The 21,206-nt window shown below is 22.7% G+C and carries 17 protein-coding genes; 2 read left to right on the plus strand and 15 right to left on the minus strand.

All coding sequences use genetic code 4. The annotated features are described in order from the left end of the window. Nucleotides 1–40: 40 nt before the first annotated feature. The 4 genes from SLITO_RS03325 to SLITO_RS03340 form a co-directional block, all read right to left on the minus strand. On the minus strand, nt 41–1,504 hold the full coding sequence (locus SLITO_RS03325) for a glycoside hydrolase family 1 protein (RefSeq protein ID WP_075058365.1): 1,464 nt from the start codon (nt 1,502–1,504) through the stop codon (nt 41–43). After that, nucleotides 1,504–4,038 (minus strand): glucose PTS transporter subunit IIA, encoded by a 2,535-nt coding sequence (locus tag SLITO_RS03330; protein WP_075058366.1) that lies wholly within the window; start codon nt 4,036–4,038, stop codon nt 1,504–1,506. Before SLITO_RS03330 ends, SLITO_RS03325 begins: the two co-directional genes overlap by 1 nt. Nucleotides 4,039–4,118: 80 nt before the next feature. Further along, entirely contained in the window at nt 4,119–4,703 is a 585-nt protein-coding gene (locus SLITO_RS03335; RefSeq protein WP_075058367.1) for a hypothetical protein, read from the minus strand. Nucleotides 4,704–5,058: 355 nt separating this feature from the next. Next, on the minus strand, nt 5,059–7,002 hold the full coding sequence (locus SLITO_RS03340; protein ID WP_075058368.1) for a hypothetical protein: 1,944 nt from the start codon (nt 7,000–7,002) through the stop codon (nt 5,059–5,061). Between the two features lie 189 nt (nt 7,003–7,191). Here SLITO_RS03340 and SLITO_RS05855 point away from each other — a divergent pair, with 189 nt between their 5' ends. Next, complete coding sequence (locus tag SLITO_RS05855; protein WP_083433365.1) at nt 7,192–8,544, plus strand: ISNCY family transposase; 1,353 nt, start codon at nt 7,192–7,194, stop codon at nt 8,542–8,544. 825 nt (nt 8,545–9,369) lie between these two features. Here SLITO_RS05855 and SLITO_RS03350 read toward each other — a convergent pair. The 10 genes from SLITO_RS03350 to SLITO_RS03385 all read right to left on the minus strand — a co-directional run bounded on the left by SLITO_RS03350 (nt 9,370) and on the right by SLITO_RS03385 (nt 19,379). Further along, on the minus strand, nt 9,370–10,320 hold the full coding sequence (locus SLITO_RS03350) for a hypothetical protein (protein ID WP_075058369.1): 951 nt from the start codon (nt 10,318–10,320) through the stop codon (nt 9,370–9,372). Continuing rightward, a complete protein-coding gene (locus SLITO_RS03355; RefSeq protein WP_075058370.1) occupies nt 10,308–11,975 on the minus strand; it encodes a hypothetical protein in 1,668 nt (555 codons plus the stop codon). Before SLITO_RS03355 ends, SLITO_RS03350 begins: the two co-directional genes overlap by 13 nt. 157 nt (nt 11,976–12,132) lie before the next feature. Then, nucleotides 12,133–13,461, minus strand: a complete 1,329-nt coding sequence (locus SLITO_RS03360) for a hypothetical protein (RefSeq protein WP_075058371.1) — start codon at nt 13,459–13,461, stop codon at nt 12,133–12,135. 4 nt (nt 13,462–13,465) lie between these two features. Beyond that, nucleotides 13,466–13,606: a hypothetical protein gene (locus SLITO_RS05990; protein WP_158500630.1), complete on the minus strand. Its 141-nt coding sequence runs from the start codon at nt 13,604–13,606 to the stop codon at nt 13,466–13,468. A 216-nt stretch (nt 13,607–13,822) separates the two neighbouring features. After that, entirely contained in the window at nt 13,823–14,413 is a 591-nt protein-coding gene (locus SLITO_RS03365; RefSeq protein ID WP_075058372.1) for a hypothetical protein, read from the minus strand. Between the two features lie 723 nt (nt 14,414–15,136). Further along, entirely contained in the window at nt 15,137–15,265 is a 129-nt protein-coding gene (locus SLITO_RS06175) for a hypothetical protein (RefSeq protein ID WP_268794765.1), read from the minus strand. A 37-nt stretch (nt 15,266–15,302) separates the two neighbouring features. Continuing rightward, nucleotides 15,303–15,599: a hypothetical protein gene (locus SLITO_RS03370; RefSeq protein WP_075058373.1), complete on the minus strand. Its 297-nt coding sequence runs from the start codon at nt 15,597–15,599 to the stop codon at nt 15,303–15,305. A gap of 51 nt (nt 15,600–15,650) precedes the next feature. Beyond that, complete coding sequence (locus SLITO_RS03375; RefSeq protein WP_075058374.1) at nt 15,651–16,172, minus strand: hypothetical protein; 522 nt, start codon at nt 16,170–16,172, stop codon at nt 15,651–15,653. Between the two features lie 191 nt (nt 16,173–16,363). Beyond that, nucleotides 16,364–18,013 carry a PTS transporter subunit EIIC gene (locus SLITO_RS03380; RefSeq protein WP_075058375.1) on the minus strand — a complete coding sequence of 550 codons (1,650 nt, stop codon included), beginning with the start codon at nt 18,011–18,013 and terminating at the stop codon, nt 16,364–16,366. A gap of 1 nt (nt 18,014) precedes the next feature. After that, the gene (locus SLITO_RS03385; RefSeq protein ID WP_075058376.1) at nt 18,015–19,379 is read right to left on the minus strand and encodes a glycoside hydrolase family 1 protein; all 1,365 of its coding nucleotides are present in this window, start codon (nt 19,377–19,379) and stop codon (nt 18,015–18,017) included. 121 nt (nt 19,380–19,500) lie between these two features. Here SLITO_RS03385 and SLITO_RS03390 point away from each other — a divergent pair, with 121 nt between their 5' ends. After that, the gene (locus SLITO_RS03390) at nt 19,501–20,268 is read left to right on the plus strand and encodes a MurR/RpiR family transcriptional regulator (RefSeq protein WP_075058377.1); all 768 of its coding nucleotides are present in this window, start codon (nt 19,501–19,503) and stop codon (nt 20,266–20,268) included. Here SLITO_RS03390 and SLITO_RS03395 read toward each other — a convergent pair. Beyond that, complete coding sequence (locus SLITO_RS03395) at nt 20,265–20,819, minus strand: hypothetical protein (RefSeq protein ID WP_144416406.1); 555 nt, start codon at nt 20,817–20,819, stop codon at nt 20,265–20,267. The genes SLITO_RS03390 and SLITO_RS03395 overlap by 4 nt on opposite strands. Between the last annotated feature and the right edge of the window lie 387 nt (nt 20,820–21,206).

Below are 21,206 nucleotides of genomic sequence, written 5' to 3' on the forward strand. Positions count from 1 at the left end.
TAAATATTTATAATGTATTTTTTTTGAATTATATTTTATATTATCAAAGTTTACTTCCATTACTGTCAGACATTAATTTAAATCATTTTCCTGACTCTTTTATTTTTCTCGATTTATCCCCTTTTCCAAAATCATCAATATTTACAAAAATTAAGCCATATCGTTTAGACATTTCTTTTGATGACATACTAACTAAATCAATAGCTGTTCACATTGTATAACCTATACATTCAACACCATCTTCATAAATAGCTAATAAAATATTTTTCAAGTGATTTTTTAAATATTCAATTCTGTAAGTGTCATTTAATGTGTCATTATTAACATCTCATTTTTCATCAACACCAATTCCATTTTCAACAATCATTAAAGGTTTTTTATATTTATAATATAATTCATTCATAAAAATTCTTATACCAATTGGATCAATATCTCAACCTCATTCAGTTGATTCTAAAAATTTATTTTTAATTCCTGTTTCATATTTAACTAAATTAGTAGAATTGTCAATAAATTTATTTAAACAAGATGAATAATAAGAAAATGAAATATAATCAACTGTGTTATTAGACAATATTTTTAATTCTTCTTCATTATAATCTAGTTTTATATTATTAAATGCAAAGTATTTTCACATGTATTTTGGATATTTTCCATCTGCAATTACATCATAGAAAAATCATTTATTTATTTGAGAATATTTTAAGTTAGCTAGAGCATCTTTTGGGTCTGGACTTGCAGCATATGAATGTGATGCAGCGTTCATTGAACCAACCTTATTTTCAGGATTTATTTCTTTTGCTAGTTTTACACATAAAGCTTGTGCTACAAATTGATTATGAACAGCATTATATAATTTTTCTAATCTATTTGGATCATTTTCATCAATTGTAAATCCTGCGCCAGTATAGCTTGAATGAAGTGTTAAATTTATTTCATTAAAACCAATTCAATATGTTGTATATTCTTTAAATTCATTAAAAACTACTTTACAATACTCTAAGAATTTATTAATTGATTGTTTATTTAAAAAACCATTATATTCTTCAAGTAATCATATAGGATAATCATAATGAGATAAAGTTAAAACAAGCTTTATATTATGTTTTTTTGCACATTCAAATATTCTTTTATAATGTTGAATTGCAAGATCATTTACAACTCCATCACTTTTTGGAATGATTCTGCTTCATGAAATTGAAGTTCTAAAAGTATTTAAACCAACTTTTTTAAACAACTTAAAATCTTCTTCATAATTATTATAAAAATCTATACCTCATCTAAATGGAAAAATACCATCATTATTATTTTTATTTTTTAAATATTCTTCAGTTGACATTTCTAACCAATTTAGTTTTGTATCTTTTCTGTCTAGATTTGGATTATAAGTTTTAAAATCTGCTACACACAAACCCTTCCCATCTTGGTCATATGCACCTTCATATTGTGTTGAAGCTGCAGCACCACCAAACATAAAATCTTTTGGAAATTTGTAATTCTTCATTATTTAGCTCCTTTATTTTTATATTCTTTAAAGATATTTTTTTCTTCTTTATTCATTCCATATAATCTAGTATCTTCATAACCATATGATATATCTACTGAATGAATTGCATTTCAATATCCATTTTTAAAATTATTTATATAAGGTATGTTAAATTTATTATCAATTTCATTTATTTTTTGTGAAACAATATTTTCAACACTTTTTATTTTTTCATTATAAGCGTCAATTATTTGTTTATTATTTTTTGTATATTCTTGTTTATCAAATACTAATTTTGTTTTAATTTCAGCTAAAGAATAATTATTATACACTTTAACTAATCCTTCTTTTTTCTCAATACTTTTAGTATCATTTTTATTTTCAAGTCTTGATATTTTTTTATACATATTTTTTTTGAAATTATCTTCTTTTTGTTCAACTTTCAATAATTTATTTTCTATTTTTGTTACATATTGTAAGTATTTTTCATAATTAGCCAGTTCTTTTTTACTGTTTAAATATTCTTTATTAATAAACTCTAATTCTGATTTAACATCTATATTTTGTTTAAAGTTTAAACTAAATATATGTTTTTTTAATTTATTAGATATTTTTTTAGCATACTTATACTCCATGATTCTTTCTCTATAAAAAAGCATAGAAAGCAGTATTCCTGAACCTAAACTGACGAGTGATCCAATAACAAAATACAATTGATCAAGTCCATCTAATCCCATAGGATATAGTATTCCATCACCAACAAGTCTTTTTAGTTTAGCACCCAATATTCCCATTACAAGTCCACCAAATGCACCTGAAACACAACCAACTAAAAATGGTCTACCTTTAGGAATGTTTACACTATATAAAATAGTTTCAGTTATTCCAAAAGTTGCACTTGGTAAAGTTCCAATTATAATTGTTTTAAAATTTCAGTTTTTAGTCATTATTAATACACCAATTGCAGCACCAATTTGACCTCAAACTGCAGCTTGTCCACCTGGTAGTATTAAACTTTCAGCACCAGGAACACCCGCTAATAATTGTGCTTGTAATGTAACATAAACCGCAACATGTACACCCATAAGAACTAATGGTTGTATTATAAATGCAAATATTGCAACCCCAATTCCTATTGGTCAATTTTCTACAAACCCAATTGCTTTAGCAACACCAATTTCAACTAATGATAATAGTGGTCCTAGAATGAATAAAGTAGGAAGTATTGTAATTAGTATTACTAGAGGATATCTAAATACAACATCAACTGTTGTAGGCATTCAAGTTTTAATTCATTTATCAACATATGTTGATAAAAAACCAATCAATATAAATGGTAGAATTGAACCTTCATATGATCTAACAGTTACTGGAAAGTTTCCTATATTAAATAAAAATCAACCTGAAACTCCATAATTTTTATCTATTACATATGTACCAAATTTATATAAATTTGGGTCCGACACTCCAGCTTGGAAATAAAATCTTGATACAAGTAGCAACCCTAAAAGTGCACCCAATAAAATATTTCCACCCAAATATTTAACTGTATTCATACAAAAGAATACACCCACTAATACTAGACCTGTTTTACTTAATATTTTCATTATTGTAGAAAACATATTTGAATCATCATTTGCATTAATAACATTAGTAGCCGCAAACAAAGCATATATTGCAGATAGAATTCCTGAAGCTAAAATTATAGGAACATTAGGAGCCATTATAGCTGTTATTACTCCTAAAGCTCTTTTTGAGAAAGGTGGTTTTAGTTTTGTTTTAGCTGATTTATTATTAATGTTTTTATCCATATTAATAATTTCATCTTTAACTTTGTAACACTCACCACCAATTATAATTTGTAGCTCTAAACCATTTCAAACTACACCTTTTACAAGTTTGTTTTTTTCTATTTGTTTAATATCTACTTTTTCTTTATCAATGATAGAAAATCTCAATCTAGTCATACAATTATAAACATCTTTGTAATTTTGTTTACCACCAATATTTTTTATAAAATATTCTGCTGCAATTAAGTATTTAGATTTATATAGTTTTAAGTCATCATTATTTAAAGCTTTTTCATCTTTTTCTTCATAACAAACTTCAAATAATACATCACCTTTTTTTACATCACCACTTTTTAAATTAGTTATATCATATTCATAATCACCACTTATTGTAATTGGAGTAGCAATGCTTATTTCATTTTTTTTAATTAGTTCTAAATCAACATTAACAACAAGTTTATTTAAATCAACTTCTTCTCCCTCAACAACTTTAGTATCAAAAGGTTTACCTTTTAATTTAACTGTATCTAATCCCATATGCATTAATATTTGATTTTTAAAATTACTATTTTGAAAAAAATATGCGTGTTTTGTATCAAATATTTGTACAACATTTCCACAATCTAATATAGAATAAAAATTATTATTTTTAGGATAAAAGACAATTCCTTTACCTAAAAAACCTTCTGAAAAAACACCATCATTTAATTTAGAAAGTTCTTCTACACTACCATCACATGGGGCAAAAACCTTTAAGTACATATATACCTCCTTGTTTATATTTAATAATTTTAATAATCTAAAAACAATAATAAAAAAGTACTATCATAATGATAGTACTTTTAATTTTGACAACACCATATTAATGAATGTTTAAATAATTCTGGTCCATAATTGTAGTTAAGCCTATTTTTGATTTGTTTAACATATCTTGGATCTGTAGTTCATCATTTAAATAAACACAAAAAATGTAATCTGTTGTAATTGTTAATATTATTTCTTAAAAATGTTTTAATTTCATTAAAACAATAATATAGTTTTTCAATATTACTTTTTTCAATATAGTTACTAAACTCTAAAAATATGTTATTTCTAATTAATTTTATTTCCTTTTTTAAACCATCATTTTCATATCATAATTTTCTATAATTATACATTTCAAACATAACAGCCTTACCCAATGATTCTGATTTAAAATAACCAAAGGTATCTCTATCTACTTCTAATGTATTATGTTTAATGTATTTATTAAAGTTCAATTCAAACTTGATACATAGTTCTTTTTCTTTTTGTAAATAATAAATAAAGATACTATTTATATCTTCTATAGATAAATTATCAATAATGATTTTGATGTCATCTAAACTGAATCCTATTTCCATTAAAAATTTAACTCGATACAATATCAAAATAGAATTATCATCCATTTGAAGTTTATTGTCTTTGATAATACTACTATCTTATACATTTTTGTTTATGTAGTTTTTTATTTGTTTTAAAGAACTATTTGTTTTATGTCTTACATATTTACTTTCATATTTTATAATAAATATATTTTATAATATTATAGTATTATTAAAAATAATTAATATGCTAAATTATTAAAAAATCGGTATTTTAAACTAAAATAAAAATCTTAAAGCAACTAATAATATCTTATGATATTCTGTTTTTTTGGCCTATTCCATTTACAACAAAAAAACCAAAGTATTTTGCTTGTCTACTTGGGCTATTTTTTATTATATTAAAATTATAATGAAACTTTTAATAGTTTTTAATTTATTATTTTGATGGTCCAATTATAGATAAATGTTTTCTATAATTTTTAATTTGGTCAATGTAATAAAATGTTTTTAAATTTGTTAATTTTTCATCTACTTCAAATTGTATATTCATAAAGTTAAGTTTTATGTTTCCATATATTTTATTAGATAAAAAACGTTCATATGCACCAAAACCAGTCTCTTTATTTGCATATATTAAATAATAAAGTTTTTCTCAATCAAAATTTCATTCATATATATCTTGCTGCCCATCATTTGTTATGTGATTTAAAAATATGCTTTGAGATGAAACTTTTAACGATAATAAATCATTAAAATATTTATAACCAATTGCTGCGCCCTCTCCAGAACTTAGCGTTTCTCACAAATTTTTTTCAATTCCTTCAACTTTTGGTACACCACTAAAATTAGATAAGCTAAATCCTTTTCAATTATAACCTTCACCAAATTTTCAAGCGTTATCCTCATTTACATTATCTGGTCCAAAATTATATATTTCCTTCATACTCTCAATACCATTAGCTAAATTTTTATAAACCGAACTAAAGATTGCACTTTCTTCAAAAAAATTATTATCAAAATTAGCACTTGCTAAATTGTAATTTAAAATATTGTCTTCTGCGCTTAGTGAAGTTAATACATTTATGTTTGGTAAACTTTGTTCAAAATTAGATCCAATTTTTAGCTTTAAATTTTTCAATGATAATGAGCCAACTCTAATGTTGTTTTTTAAGTTATCATAATTTTGAATTTGATTTTCATCTAGTTTAAATAAATTTGAAACTTCTTTATTATTATTTAAAAACATTTTTTTGAAATTATTTTTTAAATATTCATATAAATTTGTGTTAACCATAGCAGTTCTATCACCATACATTGTTACTTTTTTAGTTTGGACAAGTTCATTTTCTCTAAAAATGAAATCATAAAAATCTTTATTTGATACTGTATAATTCTCATTTATTTTATCATCACTTTTTCAATTAATTTTTTCTTCTACCGAACTAATAATTGAAAGATTTTTATACGATTCAAATATTTCTGAATTATTATTTTTTTCATTTATTACAAATTTAATATTGTCCTCTAATTTATAATTAGTATTAAAATTATTTATTAAATCATCTTTAAATTTTTTACCATTAATATACTCTTTTAATAAAGCACTATATTTATCATTTGTTATCCAGAAACTTTTTTTATCATTAATATTTAGTTTTTCATGTGTTATTTTAAACAAATCTTTATTTTTAATTGAGTCTAATAAGGCATCAGTTTTTAATTTATTAAAAATTTCATTTATTATACTATTTATTTGTTTATTATTTGTAATACCATAAACAAATCCGTTTGAAAAAGTTAAAAAACTTTGATTATTACTAATATCTTTATATGAGACTTTTATATTATATTGAAATAATACATTAGCAGCTGTAATTGAATTTACTTGTGCAAAAGTAATAATGACTGATTTATAATTTATATCTAATAAAATTTCATTTAAGCTTTCCAACTTAAATATTTTATACTTTTCTTCATTAAACAAATTGTTAATTAATTCACTTAATTTATCTCATACTAATAGTTTTTTTGTATCCTTTTCTAGAGCTGCCTTTTCTTCTTCTGCTAAATCTATTTCTTTACCTGTTGGATTTTGTTTATCTTTTAGAATACTTAATCTTAAAAATTCATTTTTAAGTGTTGAATTACCATTGTCTAATTCATATAAATTTGATATATTTTCATTCAAATGATTATTTATTATGTTGTTTACGTTTTTTTCAAAATCTTTTAATAGACTTTGAAATTCATCTTTTGGATCATAATCACTACCATTATTATCATTATTAGTTCAAGGTAGAATAAAACTACAAGAAACTGCAAGAGATGAAGATCCCGCAAGTAATGATAATGATAGTAATAATTTACACAGCTTTCTCATAATACCTCCATATATATTAACAATTAACTATATATTACTAAATATTGCATTAAAATGCAATATTGTGATTAATGTGCTGCAAAATCTTTATGTCAATAACATATGATATTTTCCTTATATATAACAAATTAAAATTTCCCAAACTATAATTATTTTATTGGGAGGTTTAAAATGAGGAGATATTTAAAAATGAATGAAAAAAAGAGAATGGAAATTATCAAAGACGTTATAGATCAAAAAATAACAAAAGAGTCAGCTTCTATAAAGTTATGTCAAACAATTAGAAATGTAAATATATTAATTAATAAATATAAAAAAATTGGTTACATAGCTTTTATTCATAAGAATACTGGCAGATTGTCTTACAGAAGAATTAGCAGTGACATTAGTCAAAAAATAATTAAATTATATAAAGATGAATTTTGTGACTATAATTACAAACACTTTCAAGAAAAGTTGGTAGAAAATTATAATATAAAAGTTTCGTATACATATTTACTTAGTTTATTAAAGGAAAATAACATGTATTCTCCAAGAATACATAGAGTAACTAAAAAAATAATTAAACAAAAAATAGCTAACAGTTTAAAAAATCAAAACATAAAAAATATAGAAGAAAAAGAGTATTTAAATACTTTATTAAGTATTGAATATAGTCATCCGATGCAACATAGAAAAACTGAGTTTGGAGAAAGGTTGCAAACAGACGCTTCTGTACATTACTGAATTAAAGAAGAAAAATGATATCTAGATGGTTTTATTGATGATGCTACTGGCAAAATATTGGCTTTATATTTTGACACTGAAGAAACTCTTATGGGTTATTACAATATCACAAAGAAAGTTTTGCTTAACTATGGAATTCCTAAAGAAATATTGACAGACAAAAGAACGGTATTTTGAAGTCCAAAAGAAAAGGATTCAGATCTACATTCTGACTCCTTAACACAATACGGATTTTTGTGTCACAACTTAGGAATAAAATTAACAACATCTAGCGTTCCACAAACCAAAGGTCGTATTGAAAGGTTGTGAAATACACTTCAAGATCGCCTGCCAAAGGAACTTAAAGAAAATAATATATCAACTATAAACCAAGCTAATTTGTTTTTAGATGAATATATAGATAAATATAATTCACAGTTTTCCCTTCAAATAGAGAATATCACTAATTCTTTTAGATTTTTTGAAGAAACTAAAAATATAGATTTTTATTTATCTAGAAGATTTGAAAGAACAATAAATAAGGGTTCAACTATAAAATACCAAAATAAGTACTATATTCCGCATTCAAATGGAGAAACAGTATTTTATAAAAATAAAACAAAGATAATGGTTGTTGAGACATTTGATGAAAAACTATATTCAAACTCATATAGCGAATGAATGCCTTTATTAGAAGTGTTACAAAATTCTACTTATAAAGAGGTGTATGAAGATAAAAACCCGGCTGAGATAAATAAAATTTATAAACCAATAAAAACAAGCAGTCCTTGAAAGTATACTAATTGAATATTTTATAAAAACTCAAAAAATAATTAGTTATTGACATATATTTAATACCCTATTTTTCGAATACATTTATTTTATAATATATTTTATCTTAGTTGTAGAATCTCAGGTATAAATTAAAATTATATATGCACCACATTTTTTAGTATTATAAGTATCTATTAAATGCGTTTTAAACTTTAATTATAGCCATTATCACTCATATAACAACTCTAGGGATCATGAAAATAAGTAAATTAATTAAAATTAAATATATATATGTTGATTTAATTTGCAATTAACAAAAATAATATATTTTTTTAATAATTTTATAATTAATCAATGTTTTTTTCATTGATTAATATTTTAGAAAATAAAACACATTATGTATAACTCTTTATTTTATTTCAACACTAAAAATATCTGCCCAACTTTTTTTTATTTCTTTATTTATTAAGAATTTAGAAGTTATTTATTTTAAAACTTCAAAAATTACATGGTTTCTTATTTTTTTTGAAAACAAATGTTATGAAATTAATTACTATTAATCTAAATATCTATGTTTTAACCGATTTTTAAAAGTTTTTTCAATATTTTATAATATGTAAATCAAACTAATGCAATATGATTTTATTGATTACTATTAATTGTAATAATATTATCTAATTTAATAAGTTATTTACCCATAATATTATTAAAATATATAATTATATAAGAATTATCAAAATATAAAAATAATATCAATTATATTTGATATCACATTTATTAATTGTTTGGTATTAATAAAATTCAATATGTAAATTGAAAATATAATGTTTTAATAAAAAATACAACGAATAAAATTTATTTTTATAGGTGATATTTAATAATTTAATATTAATTATTATTTCTATTATAAGTAGATACTGCTTCAAATATATTTATTTTATTGTTTTCTACACTATAATAATATCCTTTAATTTTTTTTACGTTTGTAGCTATTGTAACATTTGTATTCAAATATTTTGTAGTAACTGAACTTTTACTTGAAACAAAGTAATTGCTTGATGCTTTATTATAAGTAAAGTATAGGTAATTACTATCTCTATTATATTTTGCAAAGTTTATTTGGTAATTAGTTTGTAAGTAGTCATACTTACTTGAGCCATTTTTTTTGCTAACTTCTTTTGTAGAAATAATTAAATTATCTTTTTCATCGATATCTATGTAATTTACATCAACGCTATATTTAATATCCAAGTCACTCATACTTGTAATTAATTTATTATTATTTAGATCATATTTATATATACTTCAAACTGAATCTTTAGAGTTCTTAATAGTCATAATATATACTTGTCTATTTTTTATTACATAGTTGATTTTTACATTATCACTTGGATACTTAATGTTCTCAAGTATAGTTTTACTCTCGTTTGAGTTTTTTAAATTTTGATATACTAGATTTCCATTAGAACTAGTATAAACTAAATCATCATTTACAATGTTAAAATCATCAATAGAATATTTAAGATTTATAGTTGATAATTGATTGTTAGACAATTTATAAATATAACTATCTAACTCTCCAAAAAAGTAAGTTGAATTATCAAAATGCTTTACCTTTTTAATATCCAATGGTTTTGGTATTTCAAAAGAATTCAAACTAACCAATCCATCATAATAAGTTATATTTGCTACATGTACTTTTCAGTCATTTGTGTGAATTAAAATATTATTGTCTTTTATTCTAAATACACTATCAATTCTACTTAAATCAATTTTTCCACTAAAATCAACTACTTTTGATGATGATAATTGATTTTTGTATACTTCTAATGACGACACTTGGTCTTTACTATTTTTGAAGACTGATAAATATACCACTTGCTTTTGAAAAATCAGTATTCTACTTGGTCTTTACTATTTTTGAAGACTGATAAATAATCTAAACTATTTGATGATAATTGTATTAACTTATCAACTTTTTTACTACTATCATAACTAAAGCTATCGTATTTTTTATCACTTCTTACATCATCATTAACTCAAGTGTATTTGAATAATTTAGTTCCTACATAATAATCTTTGTCATGAGAACTGTGAGAAGGATTTCTGTAAACTATAGTAACTGTCATTTGTTTATTTTTTACTACATCACTATCACTTTCTTCAAATGTAATTTCTTCTTCTTTAATATCAGTATTTAAATAAAACGATAAAGTATCTGCTATATATTTATAAACTAATTCCCTATCAACAACTAATTTATTATTAGATAATATTCCTAAATAATTATCAATATTTAAATCATCTATTTTAATTGCACCGTATATTTTACCTTCATAACTGTTATAAAATTTGTTAAATAATGGATTAATAGATTCAATTGGTTTTATTAAAAAAGTTCTTTTATTTTCATCAAAAGTAAATTCTATTTGAGATTCTACTTCATTAGTGCTTGTATCTGATTTATTAGAAATTTCTTGAATTAATTTGTATTTTCATTGTTCTTGATTAGTGTCTGGTTTACAGTTAGTGTTAGTCACATATTTAATGTCAATTTTTGAAAGATCATATTTATTTTGATTATTTTTATTAGTAATTCATGTTCCTTCAAATCCGTCACTATATTTAATTTCTTTGTTATTATTATTTACAATTGTAAATCCATCTCTTTTAATATTATATTTTTTATAAATTTCTTTAAATTCATTTTTATTAACATAATAATCATAGACATCTGCACTAGTAAGCTCACCATATGTATTATTAATATCCTCATTTAATAGTACATCGATTGTTTTTTCTAATTCAAATTTTAGTTTTAATGAACCTTTCACATCTAAAATATAATAACTAAGTCAATTATTGTTACTATTTTTAAATGATAAATCAAAATCTAATGTAACTCCATTTCTATATTTATAAGTTTGATTGTATAGAAAATCAAGTTTAAAATCCTCTTCTTTAATAAGATTAGTAACACCGTATTCTTTTATTAACTTATTATATAAAGGTTCATTATCATTACTTAAATCTAGTTTACCTAAATCTTCATTAATATTAGAATATTTATTTTTTGCATCAACTTTACTATCGCAATTAAATGTTAATTCTAAATCACTATTACCGAATTTTAATGTAAATGATTCTTTGTTTTCGCCAATGCTTTTAACACTAATTGAATACTCATTAATTTGATTATGTTTTACAACATCGCTAACAAAATAATCAATATATTGTTTGCTTACATCAATTAAGTAGATTTTATTATCAATATATTTTTTAAATATATTATATAATTTAAGATCCTCAGGTTTTGTTGGCACTTCTCCTCCGTTTGGGTCTGTAGGGTCAGTTGGCTCTGTAGGAGTTGTTGGGTTTATTGGGTTTATTGGCACTGACGAAGAATTTGTATTATCATTCGAACAAGAAATTACCATCAAAATTGGAAATATTAGCATTAATACCAATATTAAACAACTATAAATTTTTTTCATAAATTAATATCCTTCCATGTAAAAACTATATTACTCATTTTTACAATACAAAAAAAATATACAACATAAAGTGTTTTATTAACAAATAAGATTATAATTATTATTTTTAAAAATTAATAAAAAAACAAAGAAATACACATCTTTGTTTAAAAATATTTTATTCAATTACATTAAATTTTATAATTCCATCAATCAAACCATAAAGTAGTTCGAATTTCACTACACCTGCTTTTAGACCTGTATACGTTAATGTAAATTTACTTTTTATTTCTTTATCTTGTTCAATATCAATTTTATCATTTAAAATTAATCCTTCATCATTTTGATATGACTTACTTGCGCTTAATGTTGATCTATTATCACCATTAATCATAGTAAAAGTAAATGTAGCAGTTTTTCCTACGCCAACATCAACACCTTCTAAATAATCTTTTCCATCTTTATAAGGATAACTTGCAAAATCACCTTTATAATTTGTTAAAAATGTATAAGAACCTTTTAAATATTTACTTTCTTTAATTGCTATTACAGTTAATCTTCCTGTTAAATTACCAGAAGTTCCAGGTTGAAAGTATTCTTTTTTAAACTCGTAGTCTACACCTTCTTTAGCATTTGCTTCCAATTTGTTTTTTATAATATTATTAGCAGCTGCAACCGCTCCTTCATACGTATTATCTTCAGGGCTAATACTCTCAGATTGACTATTATTATTACTTAAAATATCTCTTAATTTGTACAAATCAGTTCTTTTATCATTGTACTCTAACATTAATAAAACTTTACCTTTAATAAATTTTGATGATTCAACTGCACTAAACTCTACATATCCATTTTCATATAATTTAGGTAATTTTATTTCATATGTGTAATCAACATCTTTTTCAAATTTAAAGTTATCTACTTCTTTGAAAAATTTTTTTATAGCGTCAATTGCTTTATTTAATGAATCATTTTCATTTGTTTCGACGTTTTTTATTTGAATTGGTCAACTTTCATCTAAAACGTTTTTTTCCAAAGCAGTACCAATATCAGTTCTTTTGTCACTCATATCATTGTATGCTAAATTAAATTTAACTTCTCCACTAAAAGGACAGTTATATGAATTTGAGCTTGCAACTAAAACACCCTTAGAGTTAATTGTTGGTGCAATGAATTTTGATTGATCAAAATTCATTTGATATGATTCAAATAATTCTAAATTATTGTAAATCAATAATTGTTGATAAGCGGCTATTTTTGCAGATTCAAAATCATTTCTAATTGGTTTTAAGTCTATATTTTTCATATCATTTAATATTAACTTACCAATATTGTCATTATATATCATAAAAGTAAATTCACCTTTATATTTAGAGCTATTTTCAACAGCAACAACTTTAATTAAACCTTTATTTGCTTTTGTTGGCGCTATAAAATTTTCAAATAATATATCTGTTCCTTCAATTAAATTTCATTTTTTAACTTTTAAATATACATCTAAAATCATTTTTTTAGATGTATCAATATCATCTCATTGGTCTTATCATTTTATAATCACCACTTAGAATTAATAATTGTCTTTCATCTTTACTATTAGAGGTTTTATTATTATCACCACATGATATAGTAGTTAATGAAGTTGGCGCAATCATTGCAACTGATAATAAACCAATTATTTATTTTATTTTATACTCCTTATATTTTGTAAATATTATATACTATGTGTTTATAAATTTATAATAATTAACATTTTTAAAAATAAAAAAACATCAATAATAAAATAGAAAATAGACAACCCTAAAGAGACCAAATTATTTATTTTATTTTTGATGTTAACATTTAATTTAAATTTTTAATTATTCTTATTACTATTTATATTTTGTGTTTACTAATGAAGCACAAACCACATGACCAATAAGACCAATTACAATTAGTGCTGTTGTTATTGCAAAATTAGTTCCTAATTTAAATTTTGGATCAAGATTATTTTGAACATATGGTTTATTCAAATCTGTTGAAACAGAAGCCATTCCAGCAAGTGTTATTACTGCAAATAATGCAATTAATATTGTAAATACAATATCTAAAATTAATTGTGTTTTATTATTTATGAAATCTGTTTTTTTAAAGCTAACAATATATATTATTGTTGTGTATATAAAATATAAAAATGAAAATAGAAATGCAAGTACTGATACAGCAAATAATCCTTTGTTTAATATGCTTTGATAATCAGTATTTTTAAACACATCACCTAATGAATTAAAACCAGTTGATGTTGATTTACCATCAGATGCAACAGTTACATCTTTTGATCATCCTTTAAATATAGTTTTAGAACCACCATCTCCATTTGCAGCAACAATGTCAAAACCAATTGCTAATATACATATAGTTATTATTAGTCAAACTATACATGAATAAATCATTCTTCATAAATATTTTTTATTTAAACTCATAATTTTCCTTTCAGTAAAGATTATTCTTTACTCAAATTTTATTATATTACAATTTTTAAAATATTATTAAAATATATAACAATAAGGTGTATATTTTATTGTTTTTAATCTTTTTAGCGGATAAATTTATTTTTATGACTTTATCCTCCTTTAATATAAATTTTGAGAATAAATTAAAATTATATATAATCTTCGACTAATGTAAATTTTTCGTTCTCTATTATAGATTCTCTTTTATACGCTTTAAAAACATTCTATATAAGCATTTTCAGTTGATCTACCAAGTTTTATTATTTTGCGAAGTTTCCTTATTGTTATTTTATTATTCAAATTTTTTTTATTGTATACAACAGTGCATTTGTATATGCAAAGTTGTCAATTATTTACTTTTTTTAGTTGCTTTTGGTTTTGTTTCTTTTGTTGTTTTATACATTTAATTAATTTATCAATTGAATAAATGTAAACTTTTTTTTCTTAATAAAAACATATTAATATTAAAATAAACTAAAAAAAATATTAACTTTTGTTAATGAAAGTATAAAATTTTAAAAAAATAATAATTTAATTTTTTAAAGACGAAATTGGATAGTTTTATTAAAGTAATGTAAATTATATTCATAATAAGACGCAAAAAAGCAATTTATTAAAAAAACTAATTATTATATAATAATTAGTTTTTTTAATATTGATTATTTTTTAAAAATTATTAACATTATTTAGTACTTAAACTTTCAAAATAGGTTTCATGCTTTCATCATTTACAAGTTTATTAACTGTTTTTTTCACTTCAGAGTTGTCATATGTGTATTTATTGTCTTTATTAATATCATTATTTATAATTCAATTTTTCATACAAAAAAAATCCCCTCTTTTTTGTTAAAAATACATATTATACTTCTATTTTTGCATTTTTCATTAAAAATTTGTATAAATCTTCATAAATTTCATTATCTTTTTTTAAAACATTGGTTATTTTAATATCATATTGCTTCATTTTATTCATTTTAATTGAGTGTTTGTATTTACTAGCAGTTTCTAAAGCTAATTTTTCAAAATTAGCAACGAAGCATGAATCGTTAAATATATCATTAGTTCCGATGTAAATATTTTGATTTATTAGAAAAACATACAAATAGGCTAAAGCAGTTCTTTTATTCCCATTAGCTAAAAACTGTGTTTGAGCCATTCTTATATAACATTCTATCGAACGTTCAATCCAGCTTTTATTATATCCTTCTTATTTTTCAATTGAAGAACTTAGACTATCATATGATCATTTATAATATACTAGACTATATAAAAGTGTTTTTTGATCTTCGGTTGGCAAAAAATAACTTTTATTCTTCATCATAGTTTCTAAAGATAATTTTTTATAACCTTCTTTTACCATTAAATAAGGTATTTTTAGTATAACTTCTTCTAATATTTTTGTAAAGTGATTGTATAAATTATCAGATTCAACATCCAAATACAGGTAATTAAATTTTAAAAATATATTTGATGAATTTAATCTTGCAATATCATTTTTGTCTATTAAATGCAATACCAAACCTATCACTAGGCCATTGTCTTTAACTACGATTTCATCAATAACATCTATTTTTATGTTAAATTTGTTTTCATTAACCAAATAATAGTATAAATCAATGTCTTTTTGGGTAAAAACATTTAAATTTATAACACGAAAATTTTCATAAATTGTATGGAGATCAATTATATTATTTATTTTCACTTTTCTAAATATTTGTTTATTTTTCATTTATCTCTCTTAACTATTATAAATATATATTACGCTTTATTAATAAAATATGGTTAAAATTATTATTTTAACCATATAAATATTCGTACTAAATTGCAATATTTTTAAGATATTAAAAAACATAATATTTTTATATTTCCTCTTTAAGTTTTATTTATTTAAATAGATTATTTGTTTAATTAATTTATATCCTATTTTTTATTGTGTTGTTCTTTAAATTCTTTTTTACTTAATTGTTTCAATTCAAATATATCAACATTAAAATCTTCTAATAAAAGATCTCTTGATCTGTTAGAAAATCATTTTACTTTACCTAAAATAATTGTCATTAAAAAAGTCACTACACAACTTACAATTATTGAAATTGCTCCTCATAAGAATCCACCACCAGCTCAAGTATTTACCCCGGTTGCAAATGGAGCTTTGTGTTGGAACATTAGATATCCAAATATTGAACTTGCGCCTTGTAAAGCAAAAGTATTAGATGCCACAAGGACTAAACTTCCACAAAATACACCAATTGAACATGCGATTAATGGATATAAATGTTTAAGATTAACTGTAAATAATGAGGGTTCAGTGATTCCACCAACAATTGCAGACACTCCATTAGAAACACCTAATTCTTTTAGCTGTTTTACCCTTCTATTTAATACAACAAAAGCAATAGTGGCAACTCCTTGTGATACATTTGATAATGTACATAATCCTTGAATAATTGTTGCTCCATAACTAGCTTGTCCTTGTAAAATTATTGGGGTTAATGAGTGGTGTAATCCAGTTATAACTAATGGTCCATATAGTGCGCCCAATAATGGAAGTGCAATATATTTAGCAATATAGTTAGTACTCAATCAATTTACACCAATTGACAAGTAATTTGTAAATAACATCCCAATTGGTGCAATTATAAATACAGCAAATAAGAATGTAACTGCAATAATTAACACAGGACTTAATATATTTTTTGCTGTTGTATTGCTTATTTTAGAAGTCCATCTTTCCATATAACCTCCAAAAATTGCAACACCAATCATTGGTACCATTAAACCATTAAAATTAATTTTATATGGATAACTTACTCCATCACCGAATAATGATCAACTTGGAAATTGACCTAAAATTGTTTGACCTTCTTGGGGTTTCACATCTCCCATGTTTGTAAGACCTGGTGCTGTTAGTACAACAGCAATTAATATACCATAAATTGGAGTACATCTCATTGCTTTAAAAACAGTATATCCAACAGCAATTGTAATAAATAATGAAAAAGTACTTGTTAATACATTTAATATATCTGCAAATTGATTAAAGAAGTGAACACTATCACTTGCAGATGTTCCATCACCATTTCATTCTACAGTGAGTAATGATCATATTGTTAATAATAATCCATAACCAATTAATGGGTAAACTATTGGTGAAAACACTTTTGAAATAAATGATAAACATTTATTAGCAAAACCTTTCACTCTAAACTTACTTTTAATAGCACTAATTTCTTCTACTTGTTTTGTTTTAAAATTTGTATTTTTATTTTGAACTAATGTTTTATCTATAATTGTTTTACCATCAATATCATAGTTATTTATTTTACAAAATGTTTCATAAAAATCTGAGACATCCATTCCAACAATTATTTGATATTCATTTCCTCCAGGATTTTTTTTAATACCTGTAGCATATGCGCTTTGTTTAATGTTATCTTCTTTAACAATATCTCAATTTTTCAATGTAAATCTCATTCTTGTCATACAATGAGTAAATGAAATAATGTTTTCATAACCACCAAGATTATTAAATAAATCTTGAACACCATCTATGTATTTCTTTTTTATCATATTAATTGTCTTCCTTGTTATTTATTAATTCTTTATATCAATATGCAGATTTTTTAAACTTTCTAGATTGGTTTGTTAAATCAACTTCAATTAAACCATATCTATTTTTAAAAGCATTTCTAAAACTTCAACAATCAAGAGCTGCTCATATATGATATCCAAAACAATTTGAACCATTATCAATTGCTCTTTTAATTTGTGTTAAATGATTATTTAAAAACTCAATTCTATAATCATCATTAATGACACCATCTTTATCCCTATATTTATCTTCAGATTCTACTCCCATACCATTTTCTGCAATATATCATGGGATATTGTTATATTTTTCCTTAATTTCCATACCAATTTCATATAATGCTTCAGGAAAAATTTCTCATCCTCTGTGTGGGTTAATTTTTGCATTTTCTGGTATTTGAATAATGTAATTATCCATAATTCATCTATTTTTATTATTAGGTTTTAATTTAACTCTACAAGGAAAGTAATAGTTTATTCCTAAGAAATCTACTTTTGTTTTTTTAACAATTTCTATTTCTTCTTTTGTGTACTCAGGTAACATATTATATTGTTTTAAAGTGTCTACTAATATTTGACTAATATTTCCGTTATACATTATATTTAATGGTCCTCTGTTAACATATGCATCATATACTTTTGCAGCTTGAATATCTTCTTCTTTATTTGAAAATGAGTAAGTATAGTTTCAATTAAATACAACACCAATTGGTGCTTTTAAATTAAATGTTCTATATGATAACAATACTTTTGAATGAGCTAAAAATATACCATAAGCTTGATTAACTGCTTGTTTAGGGTCATTAATTGCTGGATAATGCTTGTCATTTAAATAACCTTCATAAACTGGAACCAATGGTTCGTTAAAAGTAACATAATAATCTACTTCATCATTAAATTCTTTAAATACAAATTCACAATAATTAACAAATTTGTCAATAACTTCTCTTGATGATCACCCTCCTTTTTCATGTGCTCATAATGGCATATCAAAATGAAATAAGGTCATAAATAATTTAATATTATTTTTTTTATACTCATTTATATATGAATGATAAAAATCAACTGCATCTTTATTTAAGTTTTCACCATCTGGAAACAATCTCGCCCATGAAAACCCTGTTCTTAAAGAGTCAAAACCTATTTCTTTAAACATTTTTATATCATTTTTATAGTTTCTAGTTATATCACAAGTAATTGATGGGCCAACTTTATCAAAAAATAGTTCAGGGCTTTCTGAATAATATTTATCAAAAGCTAAATCACCAATTTTTGTAATACCTTTACCTTCTGTTTGCAATGCACTCATTGATGCACCAATTTGAAAATTCTTTTTAAATTTAAGCATATTAATACCTCCTAATTGAATATTATTATTTAGAATTTATTTTTACAATGCAATTCTATAAATAGAGAAATTTTTAAAAAATTGAGAAATATTTTTGCTAATATTAATTAGAGGATAATGTATGTTTAAAAGTATTAAAGAAAAATTGACTTTAATTAAAAATAATCCAGAAAATCAAACACATGTTGCAATAGCGAATTATTTACTAAATTGTATTGAAGAAAAAAAAGTCCCAAAAATTATTGAATGTTCAAAAGAATCTTTTTGTTCAGAATCAGTAATTACTGCTTTTTCAAAGAAATACGGATATGATGGTTTTAAAGAGCTTGCAACACGAATAAAGATAGAAACTGAATACTATAATTACAGTAATGTTGAAAAAAATGCAACTAGTTTAGATTATAGAGTTATAATAGATAATTCAATAGATATGATTGATCAACAAGTTGAAAAAATTAAAAAACTTATCAATTCTATTGATAAGGAAAATAATATTTATATGATAAGTTGTTATCAACAACTTTTTAATGTTGAATTATTTGCAAGTGAATTAAATTTATATGGTTATAATGCATTTTTTAATTATCAACGAAAATTAAATCAAGCTTGAATAAACAAAGCTAAAAGAGACGATGTTTTTATATTTTTTTGTTTTGGTTTAGACAATCAATACATCGTGAATTATTATAACTTAGTTAAAAATACAAATAAAAATGTTTTTGTAATTTGTTCACCATCACAAAAACATAAATTTGATATTTATAAGGAGTGTATAGTTGTTGATTATTATGAAAGAAGTGTTATTTTAGAATCAAGTAGAAATATATTAATAATGTATCTATTAAGTTATATAGTAATTAATTTACTAAAAAATACTATTAACAATTAAACAACTTCAACATTAATTTCACAAGTTAATATATTATGATAATTTATTTTAATACTCTCAGTTCCTTTTTTTAATAAAGTGTAAGGTATTTTATACCTTCCAGTACCTTTTCTATCAATAAATTTTTTATGATTAAAATATAAACTATCATTATAAGAAATAACTTCTAACAATTTTAATTTTTCTGGGTTTATTATATTAATTGTTAAATAAAAAGTTTTGTTTTCATTATTTTTTAAGTAAATTTTTATATCATCAGGTTTTACTAATATTGGTTGTTTAATATCATAAGGTTCAAAATTTTTTGGTAAACTTAATCTTTTTGCTATTTCTAATTGTTTTTTGCTTGAATAATCTACTTTAAAACCATTTTTAACTAAGGCATTTTTTAATTTTTTATAATAATTATTTGTAAATAAAAAGCAAAAAATTGGTATTCATGATCTTTTTAAAGATTTTAAATAAATTTTGTAAATATATTCTTGTTCATTAACTTGATTTATAAATACAAATGTTTTTTTTAAATAAAATATTTGATATCAACTTAGCATAAAAACTAAAAACAAAGATATTAATAGTGATATATATTACAGAGGGTCAATTTCTATTGCAGCTATAATAGAAGCTATAATAGAAGCTATGGTTGACATTATAAAAATTAACGAGTTAATTAAATGATAGGTATAAATAATTTGACTTAATTTTTTTGAATAGATATCTTTTTTTGTATAATAATAATTTATTCAAATAGTTAACATAACATACCTCTTTAAATATTTATATTATACATAATAAGTGAAGTTATTATCTTTTAATAAAATTGTTTTATAATTTAAAATATTTTTTAGTCAATTTTTTATAATAAAAAAACACCTTTAATAAATTTTTAAAAATAAAATATTTTTTTTATTATTAAGATTTCATTCAGGTGTTTTTTT

The sequence above is a fragment of the Spiroplasma litorale genome, from assembly GCF_001267155.1.
In the GTDB taxonomy this organism is placed as follows: Bacteria; Bacillota_I; Bacilli_A; order Mycoplasmatales; family Mycoplasmataceae; genus Spiroplasma_A; species Spiroplasma_A litorale.